24 protein-coding genes are annotated in these 24334 nt (G+C 68.9%); 10 read left to right on the forward strand and 14 right to left on the reverse strand.

From position 1 onward, the window contains the following. Window positions 1-7 precede the first annotated feature (7 nt). The 5 genes from CJ179_RS20290 to CJ179_RS20310 are packed head-to-tail and all read right to left on the reverse strand — an operon-like array spanning window position 8 to window position 7242. The gene (locus tag CJ179_RS20290; protein ID WP_095862595.1) at window positions 8-1168 is read right to left on the reverse strand and encodes a VWA domain-containing protein; all 1161 of its coding nucleotides are present in this window, start codon (window positions 1166-1168) and stop codon (window positions 8-10) included. Next, complete coding sequence (locus tag CJ179_RS20295; RefSeq protein WP_072940446.1) at window positions 1165-3342, reverse strand: DUF5682 family protein; 2178 nt, start codon at window positions 3340-3342, stop codon at window positions 1165-1167. The genes CJ179_RS20290 and CJ179_RS20295 overlap by 4 nt, the downstream gene beginning before the upstream one ends. Window positions 3343-3353: 11 nt before the next feature. Then, entirely contained in the window at window positions 3354-4457 is a 1104-nt protein-coding gene (locus CJ179_RS20300) for an AAA family ATPase (protein ID WP_072940182.1), read from the reverse strand. Then, window positions 4454-5929 (reverse strand): DUF5691 domain-containing protein, encoded by a 1476-nt coding sequence (locus CJ179_RS20305; protein WP_095862596.1) that lies wholly within the window; start codon window positions 5927-5929, stop codon window positions 4454-4456. The genes CJ179_RS20300 and CJ179_RS20305 overlap by 4 nt, the downstream gene beginning before the upstream one ends. Then, window positions 5926-7242 (reverse strand): SWIM zinc finger family protein, encoded by a 1317-nt coding sequence (locus tag CJ179_RS20310; protein WP_095862597.1) that lies wholly within the window; start codon window positions 7240-7242, stop codon window positions 5926-5928. The genes CJ179_RS20305 and CJ179_RS20310 overlap by 4 nt, the downstream gene beginning before the upstream one ends. Before the next feature lie 128 nt (window positions 7243-7370). Here CJ179_RS20310 and CJ179_RS20315 point away from each other — a divergent pair, with 128 nt between their 5' ends. Then, complete coding sequence (locus tag CJ179_RS20315; protein WP_095862598.1) at window positions 7371-7886, forward strand: SRPBCC family protein; 516 nt, start codon at window positions 7371-7373, stop codon at window positions 7884-7886. Between the two features lie 10 nt (window positions 7887-7896). Here CJ179_RS20315 and CJ179_RS20320 read toward each other — a convergent pair whose 3' ends face one another. Then, window positions 7897-8253 (reverse strand): antibiotic biosynthesis monooxygenase, encoded by a 357-nt coding sequence (locus tag CJ179_RS20320; RefSeq protein WP_072940196.1) that lies wholly within the window; start codon window positions 8251-8253, stop codon window positions 7897-7899. 69 nt (window positions 8254-8322) lie between these two features. After that, on the reverse strand, window positions 8323-8826 hold the full coding sequence (locus CJ179_RS20325) for a GNAT family N-acetyltransferase (protein WP_095862599.1): 504 nt from the start codon (window positions 8824-8826) through the stop codon (window positions 8323-8325). 193 nt (window positions 8827-9019) lie between these two features. Between CJ179_RS20325 and CJ179_RS20330 the strand changes: the two genes are divergently transcribed. Genes CJ179_RS20330 through CJ179_RS20340 form a run of 3 tightly spaced genes read left to right on the forward strand, consistent with a single transcriptional unit; the run spans window position 9020 to window position 12202 of the window. Then, complete coding sequence (locus CJ179_RS20330) at window positions 9020-9541, forward strand: MarR family winged helix-turn-helix transcriptional regulator (RefSeq protein WP_095862600.1); 522 nt, start codon at window positions 9020-9022, stop codon at window positions 9539-9541. Beyond that, entirely contained in the window at window positions 9534-11333 is a 1800-nt protein-coding gene (locus CJ179_RS20335; RefSeq protein ID WP_095862601.1) for a long-chain fatty acid--CoA ligase, read from the forward strand. Before CJ179_RS20330 ends, CJ179_RS20335 begins: the two co-directional genes overlap by 8 nt. 17 nt (window positions 11334-11350) lie before the next feature. After that, complete coding sequence (locus CJ179_RS20340) at window positions 11351-12202, forward strand: patatin-like phospholipase family protein (RefSeq protein ID WP_072940204.1); 852 nt, start codon at window positions 11351-11353, stop codon at window positions 12200-12202. Between the two features lie 3 nt (window positions 12203-12205). Here the strand turns inward: CJ179_RS20340 and CJ179_RS20345 are convergent, their stop codons facing one another. Beyond that, window positions 12206-13453, reverse strand: coding sequence for a lipase family protein (locus CJ179_RS20345; protein ID WP_095862602.1), 1248 nt, complete (start codon window positions 13451-13453; stop codon window positions 12206-12208). 120 nt (window positions 13454-13573) lie between these two features. Between CJ179_RS20345 and CJ179_RS20350 the strand changes: the two genes are divergently transcribed. Then, window positions 13574-14068: a GNAT family N-acetyltransferase gene (locus CJ179_RS20350; protein WP_072940209.1), complete on the forward strand. Its 495-nt coding sequence runs from the start codon at window positions 13574-13576 to the stop codon at window positions 14066-14068. A gap of 4 nt (window positions 14069-14072) precedes the next feature. Here CJ179_RS20350 and CJ179_RS20355 read toward each other — a convergent pair whose 3' ends face one another. Genes CJ179_RS20355 through CJ179_RS20365 form a run of 3 tightly spaced genes read right to left on the reverse strand, consistent with a single transcriptional unit; the run spans window position 14073 to window position 16298 of the window. Continuing rightward, the gene (locus CJ179_RS20355; RefSeq protein ID WP_072940212.1) at window positions 14073-14834 is read right to left on the reverse strand and encodes an amino acid ABC transporter ATP-binding protein; all 762 of its coding nucleotides are present in this window, start codon (window positions 14832-14834) and stop codon (window positions 14073-14075) included. After that, window positions 14831-15499, reverse strand: a complete 669-nt coding sequence (locus tag CJ179_RS20360; protein ID WP_072940214.1) for an amino acid ABC transporter permease — start codon at window positions 15497-15499, stop codon at window positions 14831-14833. The genes CJ179_RS20355 and CJ179_RS20360 overlap by 4 nt, the downstream gene beginning before the upstream one ends. A gap of 10 nt (window positions 15500-15509) precedes the next feature. Then, on the reverse strand, window positions 15510-16298 hold the full coding sequence (locus CJ179_RS20365) for an amino acid ABC transporter substrate-binding protein (protein ID WP_072940217.1): 789 nt from the start codon (window positions 16296-16298) through the stop codon (window positions 15510-15512). Between the two features lie 99 nt (window positions 16299-16397). Between CJ179_RS20365 and CJ179_RS20370 the strand changes: the two genes are divergently transcribed. Then, on the forward strand, window positions 16398-17861 hold the full coding sequence (locus CJ179_RS20370) for a SulP family inorganic anion transporter (protein ID WP_072940220.1): 1464 nt from the start codon (window positions 16398-16400) through the stop codon (window positions 17859-17861). Here CJ179_RS20370 and CJ179_RS20375 read toward each other — a convergent pair. Next, a complete protein-coding gene (locus tag CJ179_RS20375) occupies window positions 17858-18628 on the reverse strand; it encodes a deoxyribonuclease IV (RefSeq protein WP_095862603.1) in 771 nt (256 codons plus the stop codon). The genes CJ179_RS20370 and CJ179_RS20375 overlap by 4 nt on opposite strands. 199 nt (window positions 18629-18827) lie before the next feature. Between CJ179_RS20375 and CJ179_RS20380 the strand changes: the two genes are divergently transcribed. Together CJ179_RS20380 and CJ179_RS20385 are read left to right on the forward strand one after the other, a co-directional pair. Then, entirely contained in the window at window positions 18828-19076 is a 249-nt protein-coding gene (locus CJ179_RS20380) for a helix-turn-helix transcriptional regulator (protein ID WP_072940226.1), read from the forward strand. Next, on the forward strand, window positions 19076-20311 hold the full coding sequence (locus CJ179_RS20385) for a type II toxin-antitoxin system HipA family toxin (RefSeq protein ID WP_072940229.1): 1236 nt from the start codon (window positions 19076-19078) through the stop codon (window positions 20309-20311). Before CJ179_RS20380 ends, CJ179_RS20385 begins: the two co-directional genes overlap by 1 nt. Before the next feature lie 6 nt (window positions 20312-20317). Here the strand turns inward: CJ179_RS20385 and CJ179_RS51390 are convergent, their stop codons facing one another. Next, a complete protein-coding gene (locus CJ179_RS51390) occupies window positions 20318-20977 on the reverse strand; it encodes a hypothetical protein (RefSeq protein ID WP_179377615.1) in 660 nt (219 codons plus the stop codon). A 95-nt stretch (window positions 20978-21072) separates the two neighbouring features. Here CJ179_RS51390 and CJ179_RS20395 point away from each other — a divergent pair, with 95 nt between their 5' ends. Next, on the forward strand, window positions 21073-22248 hold the full coding sequence (locus CJ179_RS20395; RefSeq protein ID WP_072940450.1) for a hypothetical protein: 1176 nt from the start codon (window positions 21073-21075) through the stop codon (window positions 22246-22248). Window positions 22249-22271: 23 nt separating this feature from the next. On the opposite strand, the gene CJ179_RS20400 is transcribed toward CJ179_RS20395, so the two are convergent. Continuing rightward, complete coding sequence (locus CJ179_RS20400; RefSeq protein ID WP_095862604.1) at window positions 22272-23594, reverse strand: HNH endonuclease signature motif containing protein; 1323 nt, start codon at window positions 23592-23594, stop codon at window positions 22272-22274. Between the two features lie 126 nt (window positions 23595-23720). On the opposite strand from CJ179_RS20400, the gene CJ179_RS20405 reads away from it, so the two are divergent. Next, window positions 23721-24332, forward strand: a complete 612-nt coding sequence (locus tag CJ179_RS20405; protein ID WP_095862605.1) for a maleylpyruvate isomerase family mycothiol-dependent enzyme — start codon at window positions 23721-23723, stop codon at window positions 24330-24332. The last annotated feature ends 2 nt before the right edge of the window (window positions 24333-24334 follow it).

Here is a 24334-nt window from a genome sequence, read left to right on the forward strand (position 1 = left end):
CCCGCCGTCACCCCTGCTGGAGCCCGTCCGCCCACCTGCCGATGTCGCCGCGTTCCAGTGCGAGCGCCAGCAGTTCCGGGAATGTGTCCGGTGTGCAGGCGAACGCGGGAATGCCGAGCGCACCGAGGGCCGCCGCGTTGTCGTGATCGAACGACGGGGCGCCGTCGTCGGACAGAGCGAGCAGCACCACCACCTGGACACTCGCGTTCTTCATCGCCGCCATCCGGCGGAGCATCTCCGCGCGGATCCCGCCCTCGTACAGGTCGGAGATCAGCACGAACAACGATTCCGCCGGCCTGTCGATCAGTGACTGGCTGTAGGCGATTGCCCGGTTGATGTCGGTGCCGCCGCCGAGTTGCGTGCCGAACAGCACGTCGACGGGATCGGACAGCTTGTCGGTGAGGTCGACGACTGCCGTGTCGAACACGACCAGCGACGTCTTCAGCGCGCGCATCGACGCGAGCACCGCGCCGAACACGGACGCGAACACGACGCTCGACGCCATCGAGCCGGACTGGTCGATGGCGAGGACGACGTCGCGCTGCACGGCCTGCGATCGGCGGCCGTAGCCGAGCAACCGCTCCGGCACCACCGTCTTGTGCTCGGGCAGGTAGTGCGCGAGGTTGGCGCGGATGGTGCGATTCCAGTCGATGTCGCGGTGCCGGGGATTGGTGATTCGGGCGGAACGGTTGAGGGCACCGGTGACGGCGGTTCTGGTCTTCTGCGCGATCCGGTCCTCCACCTCCTGGACCACCTTCTCGACGACCATCCGGGCGGTGGCCTTGCTGGTCTCGGGCATCACCCGGTTGAGGCTCAGGAGGGTGCCGACGAGGTGGACGTCCGGTTCGACGGCGTCGAGCAGTTCGGGTTCGAGGAGCAGTTGGGTGAGGCCGAGCCGGTCGATGGCGTCCTTCTGCATCACCTGCACGACGCTGCTCGGGAAGTAGGTGCGGATGTCGCCGAGCCAGCGTGCGACCTTCGGTGCCGATCCGCCGAGACCCGCAGTGCGCCGGCGGCTCTTCGACCCGTCGCTGCTGGTGTCGTACAGCGCGGCCAGTGCGCCGTCCATCGCCGCGTCCGTCCTGGACGCCAGTCCACCGGTGGATTCCTCGGCGGCGTTGCCGAGCAGGAGTCGCCACCGACGTAGCCGCTCCGCGTCTTCGGTCACGACGTCACCCCCAGGATGTCGGCGACGGTGCGGATCGCGACGGTGCCGCGCCGGGCATCGACCTCGGCGGGGGTCTCGGCCGTGGAGCCACCCTCGACGGACTGTCCGATGGCCCGGCGTTCCCCGGTCTCGAAGCTGCCGAACGTGCGCCGCAGCAGCGGCAGCACGTCGACGAAATCCTGCTCGCGCAGCCCCGACACCCACCCGTCGAGCAGTCGCAGCAGTTGCCGGTCGTGGACCAGCAGCAGCCCTCCGCCGCCGAGGAAGCCGTCGACCCACCCGGCCTTGGCCGACGGGTCGGCGCCCACGGACAGCGCCCGCGACAGCCGGGTGGCGGCCTCGGTTTCGCTGACGGCGCCCGCGTCGCGGAGTAGTCGGACCATGCGCCCGATCACGAGGCCGTTCACGTCGGTGCGGTCGACGAGGCCGGTGAGCGTGCCGAGCCACCGCGCCGACGCACGGTCGTCGTCGCGCAACATCACCGCCGCGTGGACGTCGTCGACGGCGCGGCGCAGGTCGAGGGCACTGTCGTCGTCCAAACCGGACATCGCCGACGGCAGTCCCGCGCAGATACGGACGAGGAGGCTGTCGGTGACGCGGGTGAGGGACGAGACGTCGGTGCCGCGGACGTCGCCGTACCGCAGGGTGCGGGTCAGCGCGGGCAGCGCGTCCATCAGGTGCATGACGTCGTGGTCGAGCGTGGCCGCGGTCTCCAGCGCGCGCAACAGTTCGGCCAGGGCGTCGCCGAGATCCGACAGCAGCGCCTGCTCGAGCAGCCCGGTGAGCCGGGCGAGGGAGACGTCGCCGGCCGCCGCCTCCTCACGGACCTTCGCCGTCGCCGCGGCCTCGACGGTGGTGCCCCACAGCGACGCCTCGATGATCGACACCGCCAGTTCGGGTTGCCAGGTGAGCGACCACGTCTCACGGAACGTGCCGGTGCCGCGGACGTCGCTGTCGGCCGGGGTGCCCCAGTCGACACCGAGGATCTGCAGGCGGTGCAGGAGCCGGGACCGCGCGACGTCGTTGTCCCGGCGGAGGTCGAGGTCGATGGTCTTCTCGGTGGCCTGCTGCTTCAGGCGCAGGGTCTTCGCCCGGGCACGCAGGTCGGCGTCGAGCGGAACGGTCGGGGTGTCGTCGGGGACGGCGCCGAGGGCCTCGCCGACGACGAGGCGACGCGTGATCAGGTCGAGCAGGACGTCGTCCCCGTCGCACATCACGGCGCGGGTGGCTTCGGTGACCTCGGAGAGTCCGGCCAGCGGCCGCGCCCGCAACGCGGCCAACGTGTCTGCGAGACGGACGGATTCGATGACGTGTGCACTCGACACGGGAAGGTCCTCGTCCCGCAGCACCCGCGCGACCTTCGTGAGCCACCGGGTGATCGTGCGGTCCGGGGCGGTGAACAGGTGGTGATACCAGCCGGGGGAGGTGATGCCGGCGCCGTATCCGGACGCCGTGGACAGCCGCGAATGCGTCCACGGCACCCACGTCAGCGAGGTCTTGATCTTGGGGATTCCCTTGAGGATTCGCGCGTCCGCGGTGGCCGGTCCGAGGGGTCCGGCGAGTGCCGGGGCGTGCCAGGCGCCGCACACCACCGCGATCCGCACGGCACCGCCCTTGATCACCTTCCGCAGGGTCTGGCGCATGTACGCCTCGCGTCTGCTGGTGGGTTCGTCGAGTTCGACGGTGCCGCGCAGCGCGGTCATGGCGTCGGTGATCGCGTCGAACGAGTCGGCCCCCGAACCGGATTCGATGACGGCGTCCCACCAGCGTTCGGTGTCGTCGTAGCCGGCCGCCGCGGCCAGCGCCGCCAGTGGATCCTCGGAACGGGACTCGGCGCGGTCGGCGGCGAGGGTGTTGGCGGCCGGAAGGTCGCAGAAGCGCACGTCGACGCCGTGTCCGGCCGCCCACGACAGCGCCTGCCACTCCGGGGAGAACACGGCGAACGGCCAGAACGCCGCCGTCCGGGGTTCGCCGGTGGCATACGCGAGCAGCGCCACCGGGGGTTCCATGGTGCCGGACGCGGTCAGCGCGACCAGCGGATCGGCGTCGGCGGGCCCTTCGATCAGCACGGCGTCGGGGACGAACTCGTCGAGCGCGCGACGCACCGATCGTGCGGAACCGGGCCCGTGGTGGCGGATGCCGAAGACTCGGACGTCGCCCGCCGGCGGGCTCATCGCCCTGGTGCTCACCCGGTGACCTCGCGGCACGCCCGGTAGAAGTCGGCCCAGCCCTCCCGTTCGCGGACCACGGCCTCGAGGTATTCCGTCCACACCACCCGGTCGGCCACCGGGTCCTTCAGTACGGACCCGAGGATGCCTGCGGCGACGTCGGAGGGACGGAGCACCCCGTCCCCGAAGTGCGCGGCGAGGGCGAGTCCGTTGGTGACCACGGAGATCGCCTCCGCCGTCGACAGCGTTCCGGACGGCGACTTCAGCTTGGTGCGACCGTCGCTCGTGGCGCCGGACCGCAGTTCCCGGAACACGGTGACCACACGCCGGATCTCGTCGTCCGTCGCCGGGACTGCCGGCAGTTCCAGGGAGGACCCGAGTTGCTCGACTCGCCGCGCGACGATGGCGACCTCGTCCTCCTCGTCGGCGGGCAGGGGCAGGACGACCGTGTTGAAACGCCTGCGCAGCGCGGAGGACAGGTCGTTGACGCCGCGGTCTCGGTCGTTGGCGGTGGCGATCAGGTTGAAACCCTTGGTGGCCTGCACCTCGGTGCCCAGTTCGGGGATCGGCAGCGTCTTCTCCGACAGCACGGTGATGAGCGCGTCCTGCACGTCGGCGGGAATGCGGGTCAGTTCCTCGACGCGCGCGATACGGCCACCCTGCATGGCCGTCATCACCGGGGACGGAACGAGTGCGCCCGCGGTCGGACCCTCGGCGAGGAGCCTCGCGTAGTTCCAGCCGTACCGGATGGCCTCCTCGGGTGTGCCCGACGTTCCCTGGACGAGCAGGGTCGACTCGCCGGACACCGCAGCCGACAGGTGTTCGGACACCCACGTCTTGGCGGTTCCGGGCACGCCGAGCAGAAGCAGTGCGCGGTCGGTGGCGAGCGTCGCGACCGCTACCTCGATCAGCCGCCGGGGACCGACGTACTTGGGGGTGATGACCGTGCCGTCGTCGAGTTCGCCGCCGAGCAGGTACGTCACGACCGCCCACGGCGACAACTTCCACGACGGTGGCCGGGGCCGGGTGTCCTGCGCGGCGAGGGCGGCGAGTTCGTCGGCGTAGGCCTGCTCGGCGTGGGGTCGTAGCAGGTCGGCCGGGCCGGCCGCGATCTCGGTCACTCGAACTCCTTCAGGACTGTTCTGCGATGGTCGATGTTGGCGGCGACAGTGGCGAACGCCTGCTGCCAGCCCGGGTCACGGGTGCGTTCGGCGGCCGCCCGGAGCAGCGGCGCCGCAGCGAACGGGAAGTGTGTCTCCGCGCTGCGGAGGGTCGAATAGTGGCTGTGCCGGGAGAACTGACCGAGGTCCTTGCCGGTCTCGGCGTGCCGCCCGGCCACGTCCTCGAGGCGGGCGATCACCCGTTCGGCGAGGTCCAGCGGCCACGGGTGGGGGAGCCCCTCGAACAGTGCGGCGCCGTCGACGCCCAGCAGGTAGCTGTCGGCGTGGCCCGACAGAATGTAGGCGAGCCGTTCGCGGGCAGGGACGATCGGCACCACGCGACGTTCGGTTTTCCGTCCCTCACGGTGCAGCAGGGCGGACGCCCAGCGCGGATTGCGCTGGAGCACGGTGGCGTTGGTCCACGCCTCCATCATCACCTCCCGCCACTGGTCTTCGATCCGGATCTCCCACGCGCCGGAGGCCGAGCCGATCATGCCTTCCCACACCGGCAAGGGGGCGGCGGTGACCACCATCCGCAACCACCAGCTGCGGATTCCCTTGTTCTTGAAGTGGACGTCCTCGATTCCGTCGCGACGGGCCGAATCGTCCAGGGAGCCCGGCATGTTCACCACGAGGCGGGTGCGCAACGGCTTCTTCTCCACCCGCACCCACGCGCGGGCGCGGGCGGCCATCCGCTCGGCGTACGCGGAGTTCGGCAGCTGCCGCAGCAACTGGACCGCCTGCTGCCGCACCTCTTTCCGCCGGTCGTCGAGTGCGTGCTCGAGCAGGTCGGAGTCCGCGTCGCCGAGCCCCGTGCCCAGGACCGCGATGAACGCCGCCCGGTGCTCGCCCCGTTCGGAATCCCAGGTGCGACGCAGTTCGGCCATCGCGATCGCCGGGTTCACCGCCCGCATCGTCGTGAGCCACAGCAGCCGTTCCTGGTGCGCGCCGTGCGTCCACACGTCGGTGCGATCGGACCGCCGGACCAGCATCGACCAGTCCGGGTTCTGGGCGGCGAGCCACTGGCCGCGGGGGCCTGCCAATCGCAGGATGCTCTCGCGGTGGGTGTCGTTCGTGCGTGCCACCGCCATCAGGTCGGCGACGAGATGATCGGGCGCGCGGTATCCCCGCTCGGCGACCACCGCAAACCACTCGGTGAGCGTCCACGATTTGGCGGCGAGCAACTGCATCAGGTGCGCGGCGGACGCGGACGGCAACTGCAGCCGCGGATCGTCCTCGGCGGGCGCGGGCAGCACGCGGGTGGAGGCGGCGACTCCGCCGTCGCGGTACGCGTTCTCGAGCGCGGCGGCGCCCAGCAGGGTCTCCGCCGGGTCACCACCGACCGACTGCGCCAGTTCGCCGGTGGCCAGACCCTCGAACGAGGGAGTGGAACGTGCCGTGCCGAGCAGTGCGGCGGACAGGAGTTCGCTCATCGCCGACTCCCCGCGGTCGACGGCGCGGCGGCCACGAGCGGGTACACGTCGCCACGATCGAACACCGACACGGGAACGAGGGAGTCGCTGGTCCACTCCCCGAACACGGTGACGGGACTGCCACCGGACATTCCGAGCAGCCGCCACAGGACCGGATCCTCGCCGGACAGCGGCAGCGCGCGTCCCTGCCCGTCGACGACGAACCAGCTTCCGCCGTCGTATGCCGGGGTGACTCCGGTGAGCAGGGCGGGCCACGAGCGGATCCACGGGTCGGCTCCGACCGCGGCGGCGAAGTCGTCGAGTGCGGTGTCGATGTCGCTCGGTGCGACCGTCGTGAACGGTTCGGGCGGCTCGTGGGTGTCGCCGAACTGGGCGCGCAGAGGCGCGGCGCCGGGGTAGAAGTGCAGGGTGGCGTCGACGAGCGATCCGAGCGGCGGGATCACCGTCGAGAAGTTGCCGGAACCGTGCGCGAAGTCCAGGAGGATCGCGCGCCGACCGTGGTCGCGGCCGAGCAACCACACCTTGCGGGTGAAGAGGCGTTTCTCCTCGGTGGTCTGCATGCCCAGGACCATCCACCGGTCGCGGACTCCCGGCTCGCCGCGCACACTGTCGGTGGCCACCGGGTAGCCGACGTGCGAACGCACCGACGCCTGCAACGGTTCCGGGAGTTCGCTCAGGCGGCGATGAGCGACGACGAGAAGGTGCAGCCTGGCGTATTCGCGGAGCAACCGGTCCGGCCAGTCGGCGCGGGTGGCCACGACGATCGGAAGGCGGCGCAGGGCGGACGCGACGCCCGGCGCCTGTGCGTCGACCATTCGGGCCGCGATGGCGTCGAACGCGGACGCCGAGATGTCGGCCGCACCGAGCCCGCCCCGGATCTGGTCGGTGAGCCACAGGTCGAGTTCGTCGAGTCCTGCCGCCACTCGTTCCGCTCGGCGTTCGGTGGCCTTCGCACCGGCCGTCCTCGTGGCCGCCGCGGCCACGGCCCGCCGGGCCCGCCGGCTCAGCCAGTCGTTCGCGAACTCGGGCGGTTCGGACTGCTCCGGAACCCGGCCCTGCGACCAGATCAGCAGCAGCCCGAGCGTGTGCTTGCACGGAAACTTCCGGCTCGGGCACGAGCAGTGGAACGCCGGACCGGTGAGGTCGACGACCGATCGGTAGGCGCTCTTGCCGCTGCCCTGGCACAGTCCCCACAGTGCGTCGCCGTTGCCGCCCGTCTGCGTCCACGCGGCCGACAGCTTTGCGGCGGCAGCGAGCGAGCCGGCATCGGGCGCCACCGATGCGACCTGTCCCTCCGACCAAGGCGACGTCACTCCGCCACCGTAGGGGAGTTGTCCGACAGAAAGGTGAGGAGGGTGCGCGGAATTGTCCGCCAACTTCGGTGTGGACGCCGGTCTCGCGTGTCAAGCTGTCGTCAGGTGCGACAGCGAGGAGTGGGCCGGTGATCCACGGAAGGTATTTCGAGTTCAAGGGTCGTCCCGCCGTGCGGTTCCGGTGCACGTACCCGTTCGCCGTGCAGAGGCTGTGGGAGGCCGTGTCGGAGCCGGACGAACTCGCGCACTGGTTTCCGTCTCGGGTCCGGCTCGACACCTACGCCGGCGGCGACATCGAATTCTTCCCGGACCCGCACAGCGACCCCGAGACGGGGACGGTCCTGGTGTACGGCGCGCCGTACACCCTGGCGTTCACCTGGGGCGGGGACGAGATCCACTTCGAGGTCGAGCCGACCGCGGAGGGGTGCGCACTGACGCTCGTGAATGTTCTCGAGGTCCGCAACACGGCGGCCAGGAACGCCGCCGGGTGGAGTGTCTGTCTCGCCGACCTCGACCGGCACCTCGACGGGGCGGACACGCCAGGCCACCGTCGCGATGCGTCCGCGGACTGGCGGCCGTTCTATCAGACCTATCTGGGGGAGGGGATGCCGGCGGGGGCCCCGATCCCGGGGGAGTCCGCCTGACGGCGGTTCGTCAGAGCCGGGGACGCTCGAACAGGCTCTCTACGTTCGACGCCGGCTCGTTCGGCGCCTCGACCGCGATGTTGCCGCCGGTCCTGAGCCACCCGTTCCTCAGCGACGACGTCAACCAGTTGTCGAGTGCGGCTTGGGTTTCGAACTTCAGGACGATCACGCAGACATCGGAGGTGCTGCTCTCCTTGAGCCACCCCCCGCCGAGGAACCCGGGGAACAGGCGGGCGAGTCCGAGCCCGGTCTGAATCCAGTCGGCGAACTCCTCGTCGCAGCCGCGGAGGACCCGGCGGACGATGGTCGTCGTGACGGACGCATCCACAGGCTCGCCTGCCCTGGCGCCGTCGGCCGCGTTCTCCATCGTTTCCCTACCTCGGTTCCGGCTCACCCCCGTGACATGTTCCACCTCAAACTACCAGCGGATTCGACGTCACAGGTCGTAGAAGGGCGCGGCGTACCGGAACGTGCCGGTGATGGACGGATCCCAGCATGCGAGCCGGCGTACCTGGAAGTGGGACGACCACGACGGCTGGTCCGGCTCGATCCCGACCGACGTTCCGGAGACGAAGCCGAACCGCGGGTAGTAGTCGAGGTGACCGAGCAGTGCGACGAGCGGTTCGTCCCTGGCGTCGGCGCCGCCGAGCACGGCGTGCATCAGCGCCGAACCCACCCCGTCGCGCTGGAGACCGGGGAGGACGCCGATCGGGCCGAGTGCGAGTACGTCCGTGGCGTCGACGGTTGCGCGGGTCAGGCAGACGTGGCCGACGACGGTTCCGTCGATTTCGGCGACGAGGGCCAGTTGCGGAATCCAGTCGTCGCTCGACCGCAACCGGGTCACGAGTCCGACTTCGACGGGAGCGTCGCCGTCGAAAGCCTGCCGGTGCACCTCGGCCACCGCGTCGACGTCGCCTGCATTCTCGCGTCTGATCAGCATGCGCACACAGTGCATCGGCCGGGCCGCAGGCCGCAACGGATTTTCCGGCGCCGGCCGTTGTCCGGCCGGTAGCGGTGCGCGAAAAGCGTTCTCCAATTGTGACCGTGTGACGTTTGTGGCCGAATGAATTTCCGGCGCATCGGTAGCAGTATGGGCAGAACGTGAGTCGAGCGAAGGGCAACGGGAATCGGGGGTGCGGGTGGTCGACGCCAGGGTGGTCGGATACAGTTGCGGTGTGCAACACAACGAGGTCGAGCCGGAGGAAACGCCCGCGTCGGGCGTGGTGGCCGTCCATGACGAACTCGTCCGCCTCGTCCGTCAACTGGTCGCCGGTGACCGCCCTCCCGTCGGATCCCCGACGTTCGCTCAACATTCGCTGCTCTCCTTCGTCGCCCGCAATCCGGGTTGCCGGGCCACCCAGATCTCGGACGCGTTCGGCGTGCACCGCTCCACCGTGTCGCGTCAACTCCGGGGCTGCATCGACGAGGGCTGGGTGCACGCCGAACCGGGACCGCTGCGCAGCGGTCACCCGTTGAGCCTCACCGACGGCGGCGTCGCGGTGCTGGCCGGCGCCGACGCCCGCCGGGTGGAGGAAGTCCGCGACCGGGTGGCCTCGTGGTCGGACGCCGAGATCGCCGCGTTCGCCCGGCACCTCCGCAAGTTCCGCCAGGGCGGCGACACAGACGACAGCATCGGAGACGGCACCCGTGCGTGAGTACACCAGCGCCCCGACGTTCACCGTGTCGGACCACGAGAACGCCGTGCTCCGGGTGTTCGCGCACGCCGAGAGCTACCCGGATCGGGTGATGTACACGCGTCCGGAGTCCGGCGGGTGGGTCGACGTGACGGCCAAGGACTTCGGTGCACTCGTCACCGGGGTCGCGAAGGGTCTGATCGCCAACGGGGTACGCCCCGGCGACCGGGTGGCACTGCTGTCGTCGACCAGATTCGAATGGTCGCTGCTCGACTACGCGATCTGGGCGGCGGGCGCGGCGTCCGTCCCGATCTACGATTCCTCCTCGCACGACCAGATCCGGTGGATCATCGAGGATTCGGGGGCCGTGGCCGCGCTCGTGGAGACCCCCGCCCACGCGTCGAGTTTCGAGGGTGACGGCATCCCCTACACGCTGAAGCGCATCCTCACCATCGACGAGGACGCGGTGGGCACGCTCATCACGGACGGGTTGTCGATCGACGATTCCGAGGTGTTCAAGCGGGTGGTGGCGCTGACCGCCAACGATCTCGCCTCACTCGTGTACACGTCCGGTACCACGGGTCGTCCCAAGGGCTGCATCCTCACCCACCGGAACTTCCTGTCGGAGGTGCGGTCGCTGCTCGCGGCGCCGATCGGCGACGTCGCCCGGCCGGGCAACCGCGTGCTGACGTTCCTTCCGCTGGCGCACGTGCTGGCGCGGGCGGTGTCGCTGGCGATGTTCGAAGGCGGGGCGACGCAGGCGCACTGGTCCGACTTCGGCACGGTCACGGGTGAATTCGAACGTTTCCGGCCCAACACCATCCTCGGTGTTCCCCGCGTGTTCGAGAAGGTGCGGGACGGCGCGGCGCGCAAGGCGGCGTCGGGTGGAGGCCTGCAGAAGCGGATCTTCGACTTCGCCGAGGCCACGGCGGTGGCGTACAGCGAGGCCCAGGACACCGGCGGTGCGCCGCTGCGGCTCCGGCTCGAGCACGCGGTCGCCGACAAACTCGTCTACGCGAAACTCCGTGCCGCCCTGGGCGGCGACTGCTGGTGGGCGATCTCGGGTGGCGGGGCGCTCATGCCCAGGCTCGGCCATTTCTTCCGCGGCATCGGGGTTCCGGTCTACGAGGGCTACGGACTCACCGAATCGACGGCCGCGCACTGCGTCAACGTCCCCGGCGCCCAGCGGATCGGGACGGTCGGTCAGCCGCTGGGCGGCAACAGTGTGCGCATCGCCGAGGACGGCGAGATCGAACTGCGCGGCGGCGTCGTGTTCGGCGGCTACTGGCGCAACGAACACGCCACCCGGGAAGTGCTGGACGACGGCTGGTTTCGCACCGGCGACCTCGGCGACCTGGACGAGGGCGGCTATCTCACCATCACCGGCCGGAAGAAGGATCTGCTGATCACCGCCGGCGGCAAGAACGTGTCACCGGGTCCGCTCGAGGACCGGCTGCGCTCGCATCCCCTCGTCTCGCAGGCGGTGGTGGTGGGCGACGGCCGCCCGTTCATCGGGGCCCTGCTGACCGTGGATCCGCCGGAATTCGGCAAGTGGAAGGCCGCGCACGGCAAGCCGTCCGAAGCCACGGTGGCGGACCTGCGTGACGACGAGGAACTGCGCGGAGACCTGCAGGACGCCGTGGACGACGCGAACACCACCGTCTCGCACACGGAGTCGATCAAACGGTTCGTCGTGCTGGACCGCGACCTCACGGAGGCCGGCGGGGAGCTGACCGCCACCCTGAAGATCAAGCGGCCCGTGGTGACCGAGCGCTTCGCGGACGACATCGCGAGCCTGTACCGCCGGGGCTGACCGGCTACGGTGGCGGCATGACAACAGCTTTCGTTCTGTCGGGTGGGGCGAGCCTCGGGGCAATCGAGGTCGGAATGCTGCAGACCCTGATCGGCAGGGGAATTCGGCCGGACCTCATCGTCGGCACGTCCGTCGGTGCGCTCAACGGCGCCTGGCTCGCCGGCGGTTCCTCCGACGCGGACCTGCGCGAACTGGCCGACCTGTGGCGCGGTCTCACCCGCAGCGCGGTGTTTCCCGCCGGATTGCTCACCGGGTTCACCGGTTTCGTCGGGCTCCGCAACCACCTGGTCTCCAACCGCGCCATCAGGAAGTTGCTGGCGCAGCATCTGCGGTTCGAACGGATGGAGGATGCGCCGATCCCGCTGCACGTCATCGCCGTCGACGTGCTCACCGGCAAGGACGTCCGGCTGTCGACGGGGCCTGCCGTCGACGCCGTCACCGCCAGCGCGTCGCTGCCCGGCATCCTCCCACCCGTGGTGATCGACGGCCGGGCGCTGATGGACGGCGGGGTCGTCAACAACACCCCCATCTCCCATGCGATCGAACTGGGGGCGACGACCGTGTGGGTGCTTCCCACCGGATATGCCTGCACCCTGTCGAAGGTCCCCGGAAGTGCGCTGGGCATGGGATTGCTCGGCGTGACGCTCGCGATCAATCAGCGGCTCGCCCTCGACATCGAGCGGTACGAGAGCGTCGCGGACATCCGGGTGGTGCCCCCGCTGTGCCCGCTCGACACGAGTCCCGCCGATTTCGGCGACGCCGACGAACTGATCACGCGGGCACGGGAGCAGACCGCGACGTGGCTCGACGAGGCACGCGTCGCCGGGGTCGGGCAGGCCGATCTGCTGCTGCCGCACGGGCACGGGTAGCCGTCAGCGGCACCCCGTGGGCGCAGGCACTCCGGCCAGCCGGTCGTCGATCCAGCGCACCACCTCGGGCAACGCGAACACGGCGGCGGTGAGGTGCTCGCCGACCTGCGGGGCATAGGTGACGTCGGCACCGCCGCGGCACCACTCCTGCTGCAGTGTGATCACCCCGTCCTCCGGGATCCACTCGTCGCCGAGGAACACTCGCGACGACCCGTGATACAGCAGCACCGGCGCGGTCGGGGTGAGCGCGCCCATCCTGTTCTCGGCGACCACCGTTCGGGCTGTGGGATTGCCGAACGGGTCGGGGACGGCGGCGAACAGTTCGGCGGGCAGCGAGGCGACCCCGGCCGGTGCGAGGGCCAGGATGCACTGGTCCTTCAGCGGCGACGTCGCCAGCACCACACCGAGCGGATTCGCCAGCATCAGCATCTCCGGGTATTCGCGGGCGAGCCCGAGGACGGCGGACAGGTACACACCCGAACCGAGTTGGCCGTTCATCGTCCTGCGGAGCAACCCGAAATCGGCGGGGGTTCCGCCCGCGGCGGCGCCGGCGAGTTGCACGTCCGGTGCGTACGTCGGCTGCAGTTGCGCCGCCCAGCCGGTGGCGATCGCACCACCGCTGTATCCGGTCGCGAGAACCGGGCTGTCCGAGAGCCCGAGGCCGGGAAGCCGCCTCATGCCGCGGATGCTGTCGAGCACGGCATGACCCGCCATCCGCCCCGCGCTGTACGCCATCCGTGGTCCCTGGTGGTCGGGCACGAGCACCGCGTAGTTCTTCGCGAGGAAGAGCGAGAGCACCGGTGGGATGTCCAGGTCGAGGGTCTGCCAGTCGTGCACCATCTTGTAGGACGGTGTGCACCGGGCGCCCAGCGAGTCGATGGGCATGTTGTAGTCGACCACCGGTCTCGGACCCGGCGCGGTCCACTCCGCCGTCGGCACCAGCACCGTCGCGGTCACCGGCACGGGGCGGTCCTTGGAATCGTTGGAACGCACCATGATCTGGTGGGCCCGGTGCGGCACCAGCGGGTTCGGCACCGCCCGGAGCGTCACTTCCCGTGAGCGGATGATCTCGCCGGCCGCGAACTCCGCGACGTTCGGCGGCCACACGAAGAAGTCGTCGTCCAGGATGGGGGACGGGAGAATGGATTCGGGCCCGAGGGGCTGGGCGGCCGCGCGCGGAGGGTGGGTGTACACATACGCGGCCGCGCAGGTGGACAGTGTCATCAGGACCACCGCACGAAACAGGTTCATCGCTACCACCGCCCTGAGGTAACTGTCCCAGGATGTAACTGTAACTCCAGTCACATCGTCGCAGATAGACACGGCTACAGCGGTGGTTTGTTTTCGCAGCGGGATGGTTACTGTGTGTGCATGGCGGTCACCGTGGAGCGGGCAGAACTCGAGCAGGCTGAAGACATCGTTCAGATGCACTGGGACGCAGAGGATTGGCTCCTGGCCAGGGAAATCGATCCGCCCGCCCGCGGTGAGGTCTCGCTCGCCGACGTGCGTGAGCAGATCGAGTTCGGGGAATGGCGGGTCGCGCTGTTCGCGGGGATCGTGGTGGGGGCGCTCCGGGTGCTGCGATCCGATCCGGACGTGTGGCTCGAGGACGACATTCCGGCCGCCTACGTCGCCCGGGTCATGACCGACCGCAGGCACGCCAGCGCCGGACTGGGCGCCCAGTTGCTGCGGTGGGTCGACGAGCACGCCCGCTCCGAGGACGCGTCCGTCGTGCGGATCGAATGCGTCGAAACCAACGCCCGGCTCCGCGACTACTACGAGGAGCAGGGATTCTTCCTGGTGGGTCGCCGGGACTTCGATGTGGAGTGGCCGAGCGTCGTGCTGATGGAGAAATCGCTGCGCTGACCGTTCACAGCGGGTCGAGGATCCGGTGAAGGAACTGTCGTAGTCGTGGACTGGTCGGATTGACGAGTACGTCTTTCGGGGTGCCGCGTTCGAGTACGACACCGTTGTCGACGAACAGCACCTGGTCGGCCACCTGCTGCGCGAACCGGATCTCGTGGGTCACGATCACCATCGTCCAGCCCTCGGTCGCGAGATCCCGGATCACCCGCAACACCTCGCCGACCAGTTCCGGGTCGAGCGCGGACGTGGGCTCGTCGAACAGCATCAGTTTCGGCTTCAGGGCGAGCGCGCGGGCGATACCGACCCTCTGCTGCTGACCGCCCGACAACTCGTACGGGTACTGGTCCGCCTTCTCCGCGAGACCGACCTGCGTCAGCAACCGCATCGCGTCCGCACGCGCCTCGGCCTTGGGCCGCTTCTGCACCACGATCGGGCCCTCGGTGACGTTCTGGATCGCCGTCTTGTGCGGAAACAGATTGTGGGCCTGGAACACCATGCCGCTCTGCGCGCGGAACCTGGCCAGCGCCGACCGGCCCACCTCGGCGCCGAAGTCCACCGACTCGTCACCGATGGAGATCACCCCGCGGTCCGCCACGTCCAGGGCATTGAGGGTCCGCAACACCGTCGTCTTGCCGGAGCCCGACGGTCCGATGATGACGGTCACCGTGCCCGCCCCGACGTCGAAGCTGATGTCGCGCAGAACGTGATGGTCGCCGAACGACTTCTCGACGCCGGATACCTGAAGCAGGGGAGGGGTGTCGGTCATCGGGCCACATACCTGTCGAGTCGGGCTTCGAGCCGGACCTGGACGGCCGACAAGAAGATACAGATCACCCAGTAGTACAGCGCCGCGATGCCGTAGAGGGCGAAGAAGTCGAACGTCGGCGCGGCCGCGAGCTGGGCGACGCGCAGCAGTTCGGTCACCAGGATCGTCGACGCCAGCGATGTGTCCTTCACCAGTGAGATCAGCGTGTTGGACAGCGGCGGGACGGCCACCCGCGTGGCCTGCGGCAGCACGATCCGCTGCAGCGTGGTGGTGTAGCCCATGCCGATGGTCTGCGCGGCTTCCCACTGTCCCTTGGGGATCGACAGGATCGCCGCCCGGATCACCTCGGCCGCGTAGCCGCCGACGTTGAGGCTGAACGCGATCACCGCGGCCGGGAACGGTTCGAGCGTCACACCGAACTGCGGCAGTGCGTAGAACACGATGAACAACTGCACCAGCAGCGGGGTGCCGCGGATGATGGAGACGTAGAAGCGGGCCAGCATCGACAGCGGTCTGATCGACGAGATCCGGGCGAGCGCCACCAGCAACGCGATCACCAGACCGATGGTGAAGCTGATGATCGTCAGGGGAATCGTCATGGTGATCGTGGCCTTCAGCATCGGCCACAGGTTGTCCAGGATCAGCTGGACCGTTGCGTCGTCCACGGGCAGGCTCTCAGTTGGTCGGTGCCGACACGTCGGTGCCGAAGTACTTCTGCGAGATCTGTGCGAGCGTTCCGTCGGCGCGCAGTTCGTCCAGGGCCTTGTCGATGTCGGGTATCAGGCCGCTGTCCTTGCGGGCCGCGAACGCCTGCTCGCTCGTGTCCCCGGTCTCGGCGGCGATCTTCACCCCGGTGTCGCCGGTCTGCTTCTGGTATTCGGCGACGGCCAGATTGTCGTTGACGGTGGCGTCCACCCGGCCGTCCTTGAGCAGCGTGATGGCCTGCACGAAGCCCTCGACGGATTCGACGTTCGCGCCCGCGTCCCTGGCCACCTGCGCCCAGTTGCTCGTCGCGGACTGCGCCGTCGTCTTGCCGTTCAGGTCGGCGAGCGAGGTGATGGCGTTGTCGTCGGCGCGGGTGACGATCACACCCTCCGAGTAGGTGTAGGGCGTCGACAGGTCGTACTTCTGGGTGCGCTCGTCGTTGACGGTCACCTGGTTGGCGACGAGGTCGTAGCGTTTCGCCTCGAGGCCCGCGAAGATCGAGTCCCACGGGGTCTGGGTGAACTCGACGGACACGCCGAGTTTGTCGCCGACCGCGCGGATGACATCCACGTCGTACCCGGTGAGCTGACCGTCGGGACCCTGGTAGCTGAACGGTGTGTACGTGCCCTCGGTGCCGACCTTCAGGACGCCCGATTCGCGTACCTGGTCGATGACCGGCCCCGAATCGGAGTTCCCACACCCCGCCAGCGACAGCGCGGTCAGGACGGCGATCAGGGCGGCCGGAAGTGTGCGTCGCACGGTGTTCCTCCTCTGTCGGCGGATCAGCTAACCGTACTGGTCGAACGCCGCCCGGATAGGATCTTCCGAGTCCCGTTCAGGAAGAAGGATTGTCTCACCGTGCCCTCTCTCGCTCTCCGACGGCCGGTGTGGCTGCATCCGACAGTGTTTCGTATCGAGTCGTTGTCCGCGCTCGTCGTGGCGATGGCGCTTATCCCGGAGGCCCTGTCGTTCTCCATCATCGTGGGGGTCGATCCGCGGGTGGGGTTGTTCACCGCCGCGATCATGGCGATGACCATCGCGTTCACCGGCGGCCGTCCCGCGATGATCTCCGCGGCTACCGGTTCGGTGTCGCTGGTGCTCGCCCCGCTGATGGCGTCGCACGGGTTGCAGTACCTCATTGCGGCGGTCTTCCTCGGCGGTGCGATGCAGATCGTCCTCGCCGTCCTCGGCGTGGCGCGGCTCATGCGGTTCCTGCCCCGCAGCGTGATGGTCGGCTTCTGCAATGCGCTGGGAATCCTCATCTTCGTGCACCAGTTCCCGTATCTGACGAACGTGCCGTGGGCGGTGTACGCGCTCCTCGCCGCCGGTCTCGCGCTGCTCGTGTGGATCCCCCGGCTGACCACGGCCGTGCCCGCGCCGCTGCTCGTGATCGTCGGACTCACCGCGTTCACCGTCCTCGCCGGTGTCGCGGTGCCCACCGTCGGGGATCAGGGCGAACTGCCCGACGGCCTGCCGACTCTCATCGGGCTGCCGGACGTTCCGCTCACGGTCGACACCCTGCGCATCATCGCGCCGTTCGCGCTGGCGATGGCCGTCGTCGGACTCCTCGAATCGTTGATGAGCGCCAAACTCGTGGACTCGGTCACCGACACGCATTCGGACAAGACGCGTGAGTCGTGGGGGCAGGGCGTCGCGAACATCGTGACCGGGCTCTTCGGCGGCATGGGCGGGTGCGCGCTGATCGGGCAGACCATCATCAACGTCAAGACCGGTGGGGCGCGAACCCGGCTGTCGACGTTCCTGTCGGGTGCGTTTCTGCTGATTCTCGTGGTCGGTCTCGGCGACGTGGTGGGAACCATTCCGATGGCGGCGCTCGTCGCCGTGATGGTGCTGGTGGCCGCCACGACCTTCGACTGGCACAGCGTCCGCACACTCCGGCGGATGCCGCTGAGCGAGACGCTGGTGATGCTCAGCACCGTCGCGGGCACCCTCGCGACGGACAATCTCGCGATCGGCGTGGGTGTCGGTGTGCTCGTCGCGATGGTGCTGTTCGCGCGCCGGGTGGCGCACATGGTGGACGTGCGCGGCGAACTCGACGGCGACGTGAAGACGTACCGGGTGAGCGGTCAGCTGTTCTTCGCCTCGTCCAACGACCTCGTGTTCTCGTTCGACTACGCGGACGACCCCGGCCGCGTGGTCATCGATCTGTCGGGCGCCACCATCTGGGACGCCTCCACCGTGGCCGCGCTCGATGGCATCACCACGAAGTACGCGAGCCGCGGCACCGACGTCACCGTGGAGGGCCTGAATCCGGTCAGCGAGGAGCGGTACCGCAGGCTGACCGGCCGGCTGGGCGACTAACCGACGGTCTCCCGCAGATACACGAGGTCCTCGGACAGCCCCTCCTCCGGCGTCTCGAGGACGACGGGTGCGCCGGCGGTCCGCACGACCTCGGCGAGCAGTTCGGGGTCGATGGTTCCGTCGGCGAGGTTGGCGTGCCGGTCGCGTGCCGAGTCGAACTCGTCACGGGAGTTGTTGAGGTGCACCAGGTCGATGCGGCCGGTGATGGCCTTGATGCGTTCGACGACTCCCACCAGATCCTCGCCGCCCGCCCACGCGTGGCAGGTGTCGAGGCAGAAGCCGGCGCCGAAATCGCCGACCTCCTGCCACAGCCGGTCGATGGCGTCGAAGTGCCGCGCCATCGCGAAGTCGCCGCCGGCGGTGTTCTCGATGAGGATGGGGACGGGGAATCCGCCCTTGTCGGCCTGGCGTTCGAACAGTTTGCGCCAGTTTATGATTCCCGCGTTCACGTCCTCGCCGTCGCGGACGTGCCCGCCGTGGACCACCAGTCCGAACGCACCAATGTCGGCGGCGGCCTGGGCTTGCTGCGCGACGGCGTTGCGGGAGGGCATCCGGAGCCGGTTGTTGAGGCTGGCCACGTTGATCACGTACGACGAGTGCACGACCACGTCGATGGGGCTGTCGCGGATCTCGTCGGTCCGCGGATGCGTCGGGGGCTTCTCCCATTTCTGCGGGTCCGTGAGGAACAACTGAATGACGTCGGCGCCGAGCCGTTCGCCGTATCCGATCGGATCTTCGTCCTGGCGGACGTGTGCTCCTATGCGCATGTAACCAGGGTAGGGGGTGGGTGCCGCGACAATGCCTGTGCTTGCGATCGCAAGCGTAAAGGGGAGGTGTGTGCTTGTTTTCATCGACTTCCAGCGTTAAGCCTGCGTTCGCAGTCATAGACATGGACTTCGGGGCAGAATCGGCGCACACTGGCGTTAAGCATCCGACGACAAGCATTGACATGATCAGGAGGCTGCCATGGCTACCCCACGCCGCCGCGAGCGAACCGAGACCGGCGGGATCTCCGACGGATTCGTGGCACGGCGACACCAGCTCGGGTTGACGCAGGCCGAGCTCGCCGACCTGGCCGGAGTGTCGAGGTCGAGTGTGCAGTCGATCGAATCGGGCCGCGGGACAGTCCAGCTGGATCTCGTCGACGCCGTCGCAGACGCCATGGGATGCCGCCTGGCGCTCGTCACTCGCGCGGGCGTGGAGGTGACAGTCTGATGGTCGAGAACCTCAGCGGCGTCGACCGGGCCGACGTCTACAAGGGTGACCGCCTCGCGGGCACTCTCGTGCGGGAGGGCGGGGACGTCGTCTTCCGTTACGACCCCTCCTACCTGCAGGACCCCGGCGCCCCGCAGGTCGCGTGGACGATCCCCACCACGTCGGCCGAGGTGCGTGCCAGCGGGGGCAGCGTCCCGCCGTTCTTCGCGGGTCTGCTCCCGGAGGGGATCCGGCTCCGGGGAGCGGTCGCGGCCACCAAGACGTCCGAGGACGATCACCTCACGATCCTGATGGCGGTCGGAGCCGACACGATCGGCGACGTGCGCGTCCTGCCCGCCGGGGTGCCGCCGCCCGAGACGGCACCCGTGTTCGACCCCGACGCGGTCGAACGACAGGACCTGCGGGCGCTGTTCGAGCACATGTCGGGGCACGAGGCCGTGAAACTGGACCCCACCTCGCTGCCCGGGGTGCAGGCGAAGGTGTCGGCCCAGATGTACTCGACACCGATCGCGACCGAGAAGGGTCCGGCCATTCTCAAACTCTCACCCCCGCAGGGGTACCCGCAGTTGGTCGAGAACGAGCACTTCTTCATGGGACTCGCCGCGCAGTGCGGGTTGCCCGTCGCCGACCACCAACTGGTGCACGACGGCAAGGGCAATGCCGGCCTGCTCGTCGCGCGTTTCGACCGGCGAGTCGATGCGTCCGGCCGTGTCATCCGCACCCCGCAGGAGGATGCGTGCCAGGTGATGGGGATGTTCCCCGCAGCCAAGTACCGGCTGAAGACCGAGAACGTGATCACCGCACTCGCAGGCGTGTGTGAGCGCGGCGGCGGTTCGGCGCGGGTCGCCACCCTGGAACTACTTCGGCTGGTGGCCTATTCGTACGCGATCGGCAACGGCGACCTGCACGGCAAGAACTTCTCGGTGCAACTCGCCGAATCGGGGTTGTGGAGCGTCACACCCGCCTACGACCTGCTCTGCACCCAGCCGTACCTCGGGTGGCGCGACCCGATGGCCCTCGACTTCTACGGCAAGGCGAACAAACTCAACCGCAGGCACTTCGTCGAATGCGGGGGCAGGCTCGGTGTTCCCGAACGCGCCGTCACCAGAATGCTCGACGGCGTCCGCAAGGGCATCGGGCGTGGAATCGGAGACATCGAGTCGATCGGCTTCGCCTCGAAGGAGAACACGCTGCTGCGCACACTGATGGAACGGCGTTCGGACGAACTGGGCTGAACCGGCTCACCACACCCGGAACGCGCTGTCCGAGAGCGTGAATCCGTGACCGGCGTCGCTGCGGCACGTCACCCCGGCGGCCTCGTCGACGAGACACGTCAGGTCGTTCACCTGCAACGCACGTCCATACGACAGTGCGGGGGCGGCCGATCCGTCGAGGGGATAGAACCGCGGGTCGCCGGCACTGGCGAACTGACCGGGGCGACCGCCGGTGACCTCGATCGCGTTGGGCGTGACCGCGGTCCCGGACGCACCCGCGCCCGGGACCTTCGGCGCCGACGCCGGCATCGGGCCGTGGCAGCCGGCGGTCGGGAGGTCGCCGCCCGTCAGGATCGCGCAGTGGAACTTGGTGCTCGGCGTAGTGAAGTAGTAACTCCCCGCCGCGGCGCCGGCGAACGCCTGCGGGTCGGCCGGGGTCGGGGTGCTCGTCGTGGTCTTGGTCGTCGACGGGGGTGCGCTTGCGGTGGTGGTGCCCGTTGTGGACCTCGTGGTGGTGGTGGTGGTCTTCGGGGCGGTCGTCACAGCCGATGTGGTTGCGGATGTGGTCGCGGGCCCCGCGACGGCGCCGGTCTCGGGGGAGCCGTCGACGGAGCGGGCGCAACCGGCTACCCCTGCCACCATTGCCACCGCCGCGAACAGACGTACCGCACGCACCGTGTAGGTCATGGTGGAGAGCCTAGAACCGCGCCCGTCTCGATCGGTCGCGGCGCGTCCGACGAAATTCTGGGACAGTGGTGATCAGCGAACTGCCAGGAGGTCCGATGTCGGAAAGCGCCCAGTACGAGGAGCGTCGTGCCCGCATCTCCTTCCAGGTCCGCGACTGGTGTGAACGGTCCACGATCGCGGGCACGCATGCCCCGCTGTCGGACGCCGCCGCCGTACTGATCGCTGTCGGACATCTCGATCCGCCCACCCGGCAGGTGCTCACCAACCGGCGTCGCGCGGGTCGCACCATTCCGTCGATCGGCGGCTTCGGAGCGCTGCGTCTGCTCACGGACGAATACCACCAGATGGGGCGCCGCACCGACAGCCTGCGTCCCGGACCTGCGCAGCTGCTGTTCAAATACCGTGCGACCGAACTCGGCCGCAAACTGCAGTCCTATCGGTCTGCGGTGGTGATGTCGCCCGCCCATTACGGGAACGGTGTCCGAGCGATGCGCCGGGATCGGCGCGAGGGGGTCCATCTCGATCTCGATCAGCGTGAGGCGCTGTTCCGGGCACTGCAACGCACACCGGCGCCGATTGCCGGAACCGCGCTCGAACGCGCGGGCAACTACGCCCGAGGCACCGCGGCGGAACGCCTCGTCCACGCAGCGGAGAACACCCCGATGGCCGCGGTCGGGCGACGTGTCGCCGACGCCATCGGCAAGGGCGCCGATCTCGAGAACGACAGATTCGCCGACTCGTACGACACCCTGCTCTACCTGGCGGGGATGCTCTTCGACAGGATTGACGGCTCCCCGGTCTGGCATTCGGAGCACTTCGCGATCCAGCGGTACCAACTCGACCTCGCCGAGGAACTGACCCAGATCGCCGTCGACACCGTCGCGCTGCGCGGAATCCGGATCGAACTCGACGACGCGCTGCGCGCCACCCATTCCGACGGCGCGCGTCAACAGATCGAGGCCAGGAGCAACGCGCTGAAGCCGGTATGGGATCAACTGGTCGACCGCGTCGCCGCACTCGCCAGGATCGGCGACCTGCTGTCCCGGGCCGAGGTGCAGCTGCGGTCCGTGCTGGCCGTCAACCGGGCGATGAGCCTCGACAGCCGCATCGACGAACTCATCGCACGCTCCGGCGACCGCGAATTGTCGGCGGAGAACACCCACAACGTCGGAGACCAGTTCGGCGGCGTGGAGGAGCTGATGCTCACGTACCAGTCGGCCCTGCACGGAGACATCGCCGAACTCACATCGTGGTCGGGGGGACGAGGATGACCGAAGGGCTAACCTCCACCACCTCATGACGCACGGAGGTGTGCGATGAGGATCGCTTCGATCTCCGACCGCCGCGCCGCGGACGGCAATCGCGGGGCCGCGGACCGGTAATGGTGCCCCGTCGGAGTGCCGAGGTCGAAGAGATGCGTTCGGCCATGCCTCCTGACGGGGCGCGCGGTCCAGCCGTCGCCCTCCTTCGCGTAATTGCACGCCGCGCACAACCCGGCCCCATTATGTGCGGTGGTGGCCCCCTTCTTGCGGCGCGAGAGAATGTGATCGTGATGGCGGATCGGCGCATCACACCACGGGGTGCGGCACGTCCGGTCCCGGAGATCGATCAACTTCGCAAGACTTTTCGGGAACGTCCGCGCCTGCGACTCCATCGCCGTCAACGACCCCGACACCGGGCACGAGTACACGTTTCGTAAGGTCACCGCGGTATCGCTATCAAGGGCGTCGGCGACCAGTTTCCGGGCGATCCCCGCCGGCACCGGCCCGAACCCCGCCAGATCCGCCGCCTCGTTCTCACCCGCCAGCAGTGCTTCGTCGGAGATCACCAGGTTCACCGCCACCGGCACACCATTGGCGACCGATGCCCCGGTGCCGCGGTCGAACAACAGATCCGCCATCAGCTGGTTGCGGGTGCGGCCACCGCTGTCCCCGGTCGCGATGAGGCTGTCCGCACCCCGCCCCAATGTGGCGTGTAGGCACACGGCCTGTTCCATCGGCATCAGCACACTCAGATACGCCATCGAATCCGGCGCCGGCCGCGTCGTGACCCGCCGCTCGGAGACGGCCTTGCAGTACCGGGCCACGACCGCGGCCGCGTCGAGTTCCACCGCCAGGGCCTTCGCCTTCGCGACCAGGCCGCGGTCCCCGACCCCGTCGAGACTGTTCGGGTCCGAACACAACCGGCGATCCACCACCGCGCGATCCGCCGCCGACAGACACGCTGTTTCCCGCACCAGCAGCGTGGCGCGCCACTCGTTCAACCGGCCCGACCGCAACAACGCCAACGTGTGCGGCATCTCGTGCACCACCGCCCGAGCGAACCCCAGATGCCGCCCACCGCGGTTCGGGGACTCCCTGCGCGCCAACGCAATCTGTGAGGCGATACCGCGGTCCCACTCCGCCCGCGGCAACCGCCGGGCCTTGCGGTCCTCCCGCATGCACGTGGCGACATCGTCGGTGACCACCGCCTGCACCGCGCACCCCACTGACTTCAACGACTCCACCGCGTCGATCCACTCGATCCCCAACCCGGGATCACCACTCGCAGAAACCACACGAAGCCGCGCCGTGAACGCCCGCAACTCCTCCAGATCCGGTGCCACCACATCCCCCACGACCAGCCTCCCCCGAGGTCATTCGAATATACGTTCGACTTTATCAATCATGTTCGACTGGCGCAATACTCGGCGGTTTCGGTCTACGGTGATCCTGGAGAACACATCTGATGGGAGCTGACTGCGATGACCGATGATGCCGTCCTGCAGCGTGCGGTCGCGAACGAGTTCTCGGCCCTGGCCGACGTCCTCGACGGGATCTCGGATGCGGAATGGGACACGCCTTCGCTGTGCGAGGGCTGGCGGATTCGCGAAGTGGTCGCACATGTCACGATGGCGGCGCGCTACTCCGAGGAGCAGTTCATGACGCGCCTGCGCGAGTGCGAGTTCGATTTCACCCGGCTGTCCAACGAGATCGCCCGTAGTGACGCCGAATTGGCAACGTCTGATCTTGTCGCCGACCTGCGTTCGGACACCATGCGCGCGTGGACTCCGCCGGGCGGCGGCTATCACGGCGCGCTCAACCATGTGGTGATCCACGGCCTCGACGTCACGGTGCCGCTGGGGGTGCCGCGACGCGTACCCGAGGCGACGATCCGCATCGTCCTCAACGACCTCACGGCGGGCGGTGGGCACTCGAATTTCGGTGTCGACATCGAGGGTCGCCGACTGCGGGCCACGGACCTCGGCTGGTCGTACGGGTCGGGTGCCGAATTGCGCGGAGCGGGAGAGGATCTCGCTCTCACGATCTGTGGCCGGACGCTTCCGGCCGGACGGGTCGAGGGCGACCCGTTGTAGTC

This window comes from Rhodococcus sp. ACS1 (assembly GCF_002300155.1).
GTDB lineage: Bacteria > Actinomycetota > Actinomycetes > Mycobacteriales > Mycobacteriaceae > Rhodococcus_F > Rhodococcus_F koreensis.